We start from the raw sequence: 7,981 nt of genomic DNA, 5'->3' as shown, positions 1-7,981 counted from the left end.
CGTGCGGGCATGCCGAGCCTAGGCGAGGCACCGAGTGGAGGGGCAAGAGCCCTTTGCTTACTTTGGGGCTTTTCCAAAGTGAGCCGCCGTAAGGGCGGAACCCATAGCCGCCATAACGCAAATAACGGACACACCCCCAATCAAGAGCGCGCCCGCATAAAATCCCCCCACCTGCGCACCAGATAATTGTGCTCATCCATCACCGAATTCCACACCGCAATGTGCCCCATGCGCTGCTCATAGGTGCCACCGTCACGCACCTCCCCCACGTCAATCAACGGCAACCCGTCACTGCCCATCAATTCCTCGGAGGCAGCCTTCCCGGCGTACCAGTAATCCCACTCCGCACCGCTCAAATGCTCGCGCGTACGCGCCGGGTTACCGATGTAATACCCCTGGCGCGCCATCACCGCACCAGGCCACCCAGACAACCACCAATTCAAATAAGCGTAGGCGGCATCCAGCACCTCCCCCTGGGCATGGCGCGACAACGACAACCCGCCAAACCACGCGCGATACCCCTCGCGCGGCACCGCCAACCGGTATTTCACCCCCGCACGGTGCAAGCGCATCAAGGTCGGCGACCACAGGCTCTGGATGTCGATACTCGGACTCACCATCAACTGCGCCGCCTCTTCATCGTCCGACCAGAACGCTGCAAAGTGCCCCTCCTTCTGCTTGCGCACGAGGATGTCGGCCAGCACATCAATCTCTTCGATGCTCATATTGCCGATGTCCTTGAAGTGCGCCAGCCCCGCGCCCTGCACCGCCAGCGCGGCATCCAAAGCGCCGATGGCGGCGTCGCTCTGCAACGCGGTACGCCCGCGCAACGCAGGGTCGAGCAACCAGCCCCAACTTTCATTGCCATGGCTGAACCCTTCGGGCAAACGCTCGGGGCGGTAGGCAAAACTGTCGGCGTTATGGGTCAGGGGCAACATGCTGATGCGCTCGGTGACGGTACTGCCGAGGCTGCCATCGTGCTGCACGAACAGGCGCTCACTGGGCACGCTGCCGCTGCCCAGGCGGTCATCCGGCGACAGGCGTCCACGCTTGGGCAGGTCGTTGATTTCGTGCCACAGCGCAATGCGCCGCGTGTCGATGGGCTGGATCGCCCGCGCCGGCCACACGAAGTCAACGTTGTGAAACCACTGGTCATAGAGGTCGTAGCTGTCGGGCTGCATCACCGCGATGCGCTGGGCCTGCTCGACGTCGTGCACCTGATACACCAGGCGAATGCCCAGCTCCTGCTCGGCACGTACGCGCAGGCATTCGAGCAAGGTCACGGAAGTACCGAGGACGCGCAAGGTGATCATGCCGCGAACCGCCGTGAGAACACCTCGAAGGAGCGCCGCAACAGCACCGGGTCGAGGCCGCGCAGGATAAACACCAGGCGCGATTGCCGGTCGCTGCCCGGCCACGCCGGCAAATGGACCGGGGCATGCAGGCAGTGCTGCACGCCGTGAATAACGATGGGGGCCGAGCTTGCGTTCACGTTGAGCAGTCCTTTGACGCGAAGGATTCGTTCGCCGTGGCATCTTAACAGCATCGACAACCACACCCCGAAACCCACCCAATCCAACGGCTGGTCGAAGGTCAGGCAGCAGACTTGCGCGTCGCCGTGATTGGCGGCGGTGGTTTGATGAAGCTTCCAGCGGCGGACTTCGGCGGCGGGTTCGGCACTGCGCAGGCCTTCGCCCAGCAGCAGTTGCTCACCGCTGTCGATATCGCAGGTGTTGAGGATCGGCGTACCGGCGTTCAGTGCCTGCACATGCGCGCGCAGGGGGCCGCAGTCTTGTATGAGGTCGGTCTTGCTCAACAGCAAGCGATCGGCGGCGGCCACTTGCGCCAGCCATTCCGGGTGCAGGCGCTCTTGCAACGCGGCGTGGCTGGCGTCCACCAACGTGATCACCAAGCCGATATGAAAACGCCCGCGCAGTTGCACATCGTTATTCAACGTGGCGAGGATCGGCGCCGGGTCGGCGAGACCGGTGGTCTCCAGGATCACGCGTTTGAAAGCGGGAATTTCACCGCGTTCGCGGCGCTGCAGCAGGCCGAGCAGCGCGTCTTTCAGCTCGCCGCGAATCGAGCAGCACACACACCCGCTGGGCAACAGCAACGTGTCCGGCGCGACCTCTTCCACCAGCAGATGGTCGATGCCGACGTCGCCGAACTCGTTGATCAGCAGTGCGGTGTCGCCGAGGCTTTCGCCTTGCAGCAGGCGTTTGAGCAAGGTGGTTTTGCCGCTGCCGAGGAAACCAGTGATGACATTGAGGGCAATGCTCATGATGACTCCAGGTGATCCAGCAGGCGCGGGTCGAGAGGGTCCAACGGGCGACCGAGCATGGTTTCGGCCGCCTGCCAGAGTGGGTCCAGGCCGCTGGCCAATGCCTGTTTGCCGGTGGCGCCCATCAGCAGATACGACGCGCCCTGGAAGTCTTCGACCTTGAGTCGAAACACCGCCAGCACCTGGTTGATCGCTGCAATCCGGCGCAAGCGTTCGCGGCGCCTGGGCAGCTCATCGCCCAGGGGATCGCTCCAGTGCAAGTCCTCGCCGAGCAGTCCACAGAGTCCGCACATGGCTACACCCCGGTCATGGCATGACATCGCCGGAGTTGGGGCCCAGGGTCTGGCCGACAAACAGGTTACCGCCCGGTTCGCTGGCCAGCAGCACGGCGGTGGGCGCCACTTCGTCCGCGAGGCCAAAACGGCCCAGGGGTAACTCCTTGGCCTTGGCGCACTTCCAGTCGTCGCTGATGCCGCCCACCAACGGCGTTTCGATCGGGCCGGGCGCAATGGCGTTGACCAGCACATTGTCTTTCGCCACTTCCAGCGCCAGCGACTTGGTAAAGCCGATAACCCCGGCCTTGGCGGCGGCGTAATGGGTCAACTCGGCGCCGCCCTTGATGCCCAGTTGCGAGGCCACATTGATGATGCGCCCCCAGCGCTGCGCGAGCATGTGCGGCAAGGCGCGCTGGCTGGCGACGAACACACTGGTGAGGTCGACGCGCAGCATGTCGTTCCACATGTCGATCGTGAGATCAACGCAGCGCGCCTGGGTGAGCATCCCGGCGTTGTTGACCAGGATGTCGATACCGCCGAAATGCTCGACACAGCGGTCGACACTGGCCTGGGCGCCTTCAACAGTGCCGACATCGGCCAGGCATTCGAACACCTCGGCACCGAGGTTGCGGCAGGTGATCGCGGTTTCGGCGAGGCTGGCGGCGTTGCGGTCGGCCAAAACCAGGCGCGCGCCTTCTGCGGCGTAGGCACGCGCGATGGCGGCACCGATGCCGCTGCCGGCGCCGGTGATCACGGCGCGACGGTTAACGAGTTGGGGCATAGTTGATCCTCCGTTGATGATTAAACTCAATCAAATGTGGGAGCTGGCTTGCCTGCGATGGCGTCACCTCGGTGTACCTGAGGAACGGAGTCGTCCGCATCGCAGGCAAGCCAGCTCCCACATTAAATTGTGCATGGTTTCAAACCGGGGTCAGTCCGGCCAGCGCACGGTCAGGCCACCGTCGATGACGATGCTCTGCCCGGTCAGGTAACTCGACGCCTCACTGGTCAAGAACTGCACCAGCGAAGCCACCTCATCCGCCCGCCCCACACGGCCCAGCGGAATCGCGCGCGCCGCCTTGGCCAACCCTTCGGGCCCCAGCGAGTTCTTCGCATCCAGTGACTGCGGCGTCTCGATCAACCCCGGGATCACCGCATTGCAGCGAATGCCCAACGGCGCCAATTCCACCGCCAGCGAACGGCACAACCCCGGCACGCCCGCTTTCGCCGCCGCGTAATGGCTGTGGTCCTGCCAGCCATACACGCCACCGGCAATCGACGAAATCGCCACCAGCGCCCCGCCCTCTTTCATCTGCCGAGTGGCGGCACGGAAGGTGCGCATCACCCCCGTGAGGTCAACATTGAGCATCTCGTTCCACAGCGCGTCGGTCATCTCCTGCAACGGCGCGCGGCGCAACAAACCGGCGTTGGCCACGGCGTAGTCCAGCCGCCCGAAATGCTGCACGGCCGCCTCGGCCAACGCGTCCACCGAGGCGGTATCACCCACGTCCAGCGGCAGCATCAGGCACTCGCCGCCGGCTTCTTCCACGAGGGAAACCGTGGTGTGTGGGTCATGCGGATCGGCCGGGTAATACCCGCCGACCACCGCCACGCCGACCCGCGCGTAAGCCACGGCGAGGGCTTGGCCGATGCCGCTGGCGGCACCGGTAATCAAGGCAACTTTACGGCTCATCGGTCACTCCTTACTGAACGGTTTCCGGGCGCACATGGCGGGCGGCAAACATCAGCGCGCCGGACAAAAAGCACGGCAGCGCGCCAAACCACAGGGCAGCGGTCTGCCAGTCACTGCCGGCGGACAACACTTGCGTTGCGCCAAACCCTGCGACCACTGCGCCAATCGGGCCCATGGCATGGATGATCGCGCCACCGGTGGCGCGGATGCTGGTAGGAAAACTTTCGCTGATGAAAAACAGGGCCGCCGAGTACGGCCCGATCAGGAAGAACAGGCCCAGGCTGTACAGCCCGACCACCATCGCCATGTTGCTCGGGCCAAACAGCATCCCGGCGAATGCCAGCCCGCCGAGCATCCACCCCAGGCCGATGACATTGCGACGGCCGATCTTGTCGCCCATCCAGCCGTGGGTGAGGTAGCCGCAGTAACCCACCAGGTTCGACAGCACGAGGATGATCAGCGAGTTCTCGAACGAGATGTGGTGCACGCTGACGATCACCGACGTGCCGAGCACGCTAAATACCTGGATCGCCGCCCAGTTGAGCAACAGCGCGGCGCCGATCACCAGCGTGGCGCGGCGGGCCGGGCCGCGGAAGGCAGCCTTGAGGCCGGCCTTGCTGTGTTCGTCGTAGTCGACGCCATAGGTCACGGCGACGTTTTGCGCTTCTTTCACCGCACCGCTTTTACGCAATTCGCTGATGCGCTGGTGGATCTGGAACTGCGGGCTCTCCTTGAGTTTGCGCGCCATGATCGCGATTACCACGGCCGGAATGGCAGCGAAGATGAAGCAACCCTGCCAACCAATCACCGGCAGCAGCAGCGCGGTCAACCCGGCAGCGATCAACGCACCCACCGGCCAGCCGCCCTGCACCAGGCTGTAGATAAACCCACGGCGTTTGGTCAGGCGCGGGTCTTCGGAGGCGCCATACAGCTCGCTCAAATACGTGGCGTTGACGGTTTCCTCGGCATACCCCAAACCACCCAGCGAACGGATCAGAATCAACGGCGACTTGCCCCACGCCCCGCCAATCGCGGTGAGTGCCGAGCACAGCGCGGAACCCGCCACGGTGAAGATAATCCCTTTGCGTCGGCCCAACTTATCGACGACCGGGCCAATCGCAAAGGCCACCACCGCCGTGCCCACCGCCACCCAGGTCGCGATTTCAGCTTGCTCCACTTCACCCCAGCCGAAGTGCCGGCCGATCTCTGGCAGCAACGTGCCGAACAGGATGAAGTCGTACACCGCAAACACCCAGGCGAAAAACGCAATCCAGGTGGCGAAGCGCACTTCCTGGGACGTCAGTTGCCGGGGTTTCCAGCCAGTCAGGTCAAGCTTGTTGTAGATGGACATAAATCGCGCCTCGGGGTGGGAGCACAGGGTGCTTGGGTCGGGTCAGGTACGCGGTTGGCGGCGGATAAAGTCGTCGGCGATTTCATCAAAGGTAACGAAGCGCACGCCGGCATGGCTCTGGATGTGTTCGATCAGGCGCTCCAGCATCAACAGCACTTGCGGGCGGCCGGACACGTCAGGGTGGATGGTCATGGTGAACACCGCGTGTTCGAATTCGCGGTAGACCCAGTCGAACTGGTCGCGCCACATTTCTTCGAGGTGACGCGGGTTGACGAAGCCGTGGCTGTTGGGGGCTTTCTTGATGAACATCATCGGCGGCAGGTCGTCGAGGTACCAGTTGGCCGGGATCTCCACCAGGTCGGTTTCTTCGCCGCGCACCAAGGGTTTCATCCAGGTGTCGGGGTGCTGGCTGTAATCGATCTTGGTCCAGCTGTCGCCCTTGCGCACGTAGTAGGGGTGGAAGTCGTTGTGCATCAGGCTGTGGTCGTACTTGATGCCTTTTTTCAACAGCAGCTCGTTGGTGACCTTGCTGAACTCCCACCACGGCGCGACGTAGCCGGTGGGGCGTTTGCCGGTGACCTGGGTGATCAGTTCGATGGACTTGTCGAGGACGATTTCTTCCTTCTCGGCGGTCATCGCAATCGGGTTTTCGTGGCTGTAGCCGTGCACGCCGATTTCGTGGCCAGCATCAGCCACGGCCTTCATCTGCTCGGGAAAAGTTTCCATCGAGTGGCCGGGGATAAACCAAGTGGTGCGCAGGCCGTAGCGTTCAAACAGTTTGAGCAGGCGCGGCGCGCCGATTTCACCGGCGAACAGCCCACGGGAAATGTCGTCGGGCGAGTCTTCGCCGCCGTAGGAACCGAGCCAGCCGGCGACGGCGTCAACGTCGACGCCAAATGCACAGAGAATGTCTTTAGCCATGGTGTGTCTCCTTAAAAATTAAGTACGGATTCGACGGACAACGCCGCGCGCAGCAGGCGTGCGTCTTCTCCCGTCGGGGCGCTGAGCAGCAACCCGGTGGGCAGGCCCAAGGCATCGCGGCCACTGGGCAAGGTGACGCCGGGCATGTCGAGCAAACTGCCGGGCATGGTCAGGCGCAGGGTGGCGAGGTTGGTGCTGGCGAACAGCGCGTCGTCGGCTTCCAGCGGTGCCAGGGCCGGGGCGACATGGGCGACGGTTGGGGTGATCAGGATGTCGCCGTCAAGGTCGTCGATCAGTTGCTGTTGCAGGCGGCGGCGCGCGTCGGTGAGGTGGATCAGTTGGCTGGCGGGCAATGCGCGCGCGGCTTCAAGGCGGCGGCGCACGCGCGGGTCGAGTTGCTCGGCGTCGGTGCTGTCGAGCAAGGCTTGGTGCAAGGCGAAGGCCTCAAAAGCACCCAGCCAGCCGTGGTGTTTGATCAGGTCGAGGGTGGCCTGAAAGGTGGCAGACGGGCGGACGTCAATCAGCGCACCGGCGGCCCTCAGTTGGTCCACCGCGCGCAGCAGGTTATTGCGCACGGCGGGTTCGATGTCTTCCAGCGCACCTTGCTCAAGCACAAAACGCTGGCCCTTGAGGCTGCGCGCGGTATGGGTTTGGCGGCGGCCATTGAGCAAGTCGTCGATGGCCAAGGCATCACGCACGCTGCGGGTGAGCGGGCCGAGGCTGTCAAGGGTGTGGGCCAGCGGGAACACACCGTCGCGGCTGTAGCGTCGGCTGCTGCTGCGGTAACCCACCACGCCATTGAACGCTGCCGGGATGCGGATCGAGCCGGCGGTGTCCGTGCCCATGGCGATCGGCAAAATGCCGGCCGCCACAACGACCGCCGAACCCGATGATGAACCGCCGGGAATTCGCGGCTGATCGCTGCCGCTCGGGTTGTAGGGCGTGCCGAAATGCGGGTTCAGGCCCAGGCCCGAATACGCCAGCTCGCTGAGGTTGGTCTTGCCCACGCTGACCATTCCAGCACGGCACAGCAAGCCTACGACCGGCGCATCGAGCAAGGCGGCGGGTGCTTGGCGGCGCAAGGCGGCGCCTGCGGTGGTGATGCTGCCGGCCACATCAAACAGGTCTTTCCAGGCCATCGGCACGCCATCGAACACGCTCAGCGGCTGGCCGGCACGCCAGCGGGCGGCAGACGCTTCGGCTTCACGCAGCGCGCGCTCGGCGGTCAGCGAGATAAACACGCTGGACGCCACGCTCGCATGCACGAGTGCCTGTTCGAGCACCTGCACCGGGTCGCTGTGCCCGCTGGCGAACGCTTCGGCCATTGAAGTGGCGTCTGACATCAGAATGACCCTCATAAAACGTACATATTAATAAAATGTACATTTTACAAAGGCAGCTTTCGTGCCAGTCTGTTAGCTGAGTTTTCTGCGCGATTGAGGATTAGGGTGCAGAGC

General features: G+C 63.7%; 8 protein-coding genes. All 8 read right to left on the bottom strand.

The annotated features are described in order from the left end of the window. Positions 1–140: 140 nt before the first annotated feature. Positions 141–1,313 carry an ABC transporter substrate-binding protein gene (locus WBB95_RS08585; RefSeq protein ID WP_424487190.1) on the bottom strand — a complete coding sequence of 391 codons (1,173 nt, stop codon included), beginning with the start codon at positions 1,311–1,313 and terminating at the stop codon, positions 141–143. Then, entirely contained in the window at positions 1,310–2,284 is a 975-nt protein-coding gene (locus WBB95_RS08580; RefSeq protein ID WP_424487189.1) for a CobW family GTP-binding protein, read from the bottom strand. The genes WBB95_RS08585 and WBB95_RS08580 overlap by 4 nt, the downstream gene beginning before the upstream one ends. Next, positions 2,281–2,577 carry a hypothetical protein gene (locus WBB95_RS08575; RefSeq protein ID WP_424487188.1) on the bottom strand — a complete coding sequence of 99 codons (297 nt, stop codon included), beginning with the start codon at positions 2,575–2,577 and terminating at the stop codon, positions 2,281–2,283. Before WBB95_RS08575 ends, WBB95_RS08580 begins: the two co-directional genes overlap by 4 nt. 13 nt (positions 2,578–2,590) lie before the next feature. Continuing rightward, a complete protein-coding gene (locus tag WBB95_RS08570; RefSeq protein ID WP_424487187.1) occupies positions 2,591–3,340 on the bottom strand; it encodes an SDR family NAD(P)-dependent oxidoreductase in 750 nt (249 codons plus the stop codon). A 150-nt stretch (positions 3,341–3,490) separates the two neighbouring features. Beyond that, positions 3,491–4,252, bottom strand: coding sequence for an SDR family NAD(P)-dependent oxidoreductase (locus WBB95_RS08565; RefSeq protein ID WP_424487186.1), 762 nt, complete (start codon positions 4,250–4,252; stop codon positions 3,491–3,493). A gap of 10 nt (positions 4,253–4,262) precedes the next feature. Continuing rightward, on the bottom strand, positions 4,263–5,603 hold the full coding sequence (locus WBB95_RS08560; protein ID WP_424487185.1) for an MFS transporter: 1,341 nt from the start codon (positions 5,601–5,603) through the stop codon (positions 4,263–4,265). A gap of 42 nt (positions 5,604–5,645) precedes the next feature. Next, on the bottom strand, positions 5,646–6,524 hold the full coding sequence (locus WBB95_RS08555; RefSeq protein ID WP_424487184.1) for a polysaccharide deacetylase family protein: 879 nt from the start codon (positions 6,522–6,524) through the stop codon (positions 5,646–5,648). Between the two features lie 11 nt (positions 6,525–6,535). Then, positions 6,536–7,867: an amidase gene (locus tag WBB95_RS08550; protein WP_424487183.1), complete on the bottom strand. Its 1,332-nt coding sequence runs from the start codon at positions 7,865–7,867 to the stop codon at positions 6,536–6,538. Positions 7,868–7,981: the final 114 nt, after the last annotated feature.

It is taken from the genome of Pseudomonas sp., assembly GCF_049645325.1.
Classification (GTDB): domain Bacteria; phylum Pseudomonadota; class Gammaproteobacteria; order Pseudomonadales; family Pseudomonadaceae; genus Aquipseudomonas.
Note: the sequence above shows the minus strand (reverse complement) of the source record. Positions and strands in the feature narration are given on the sequence as shown.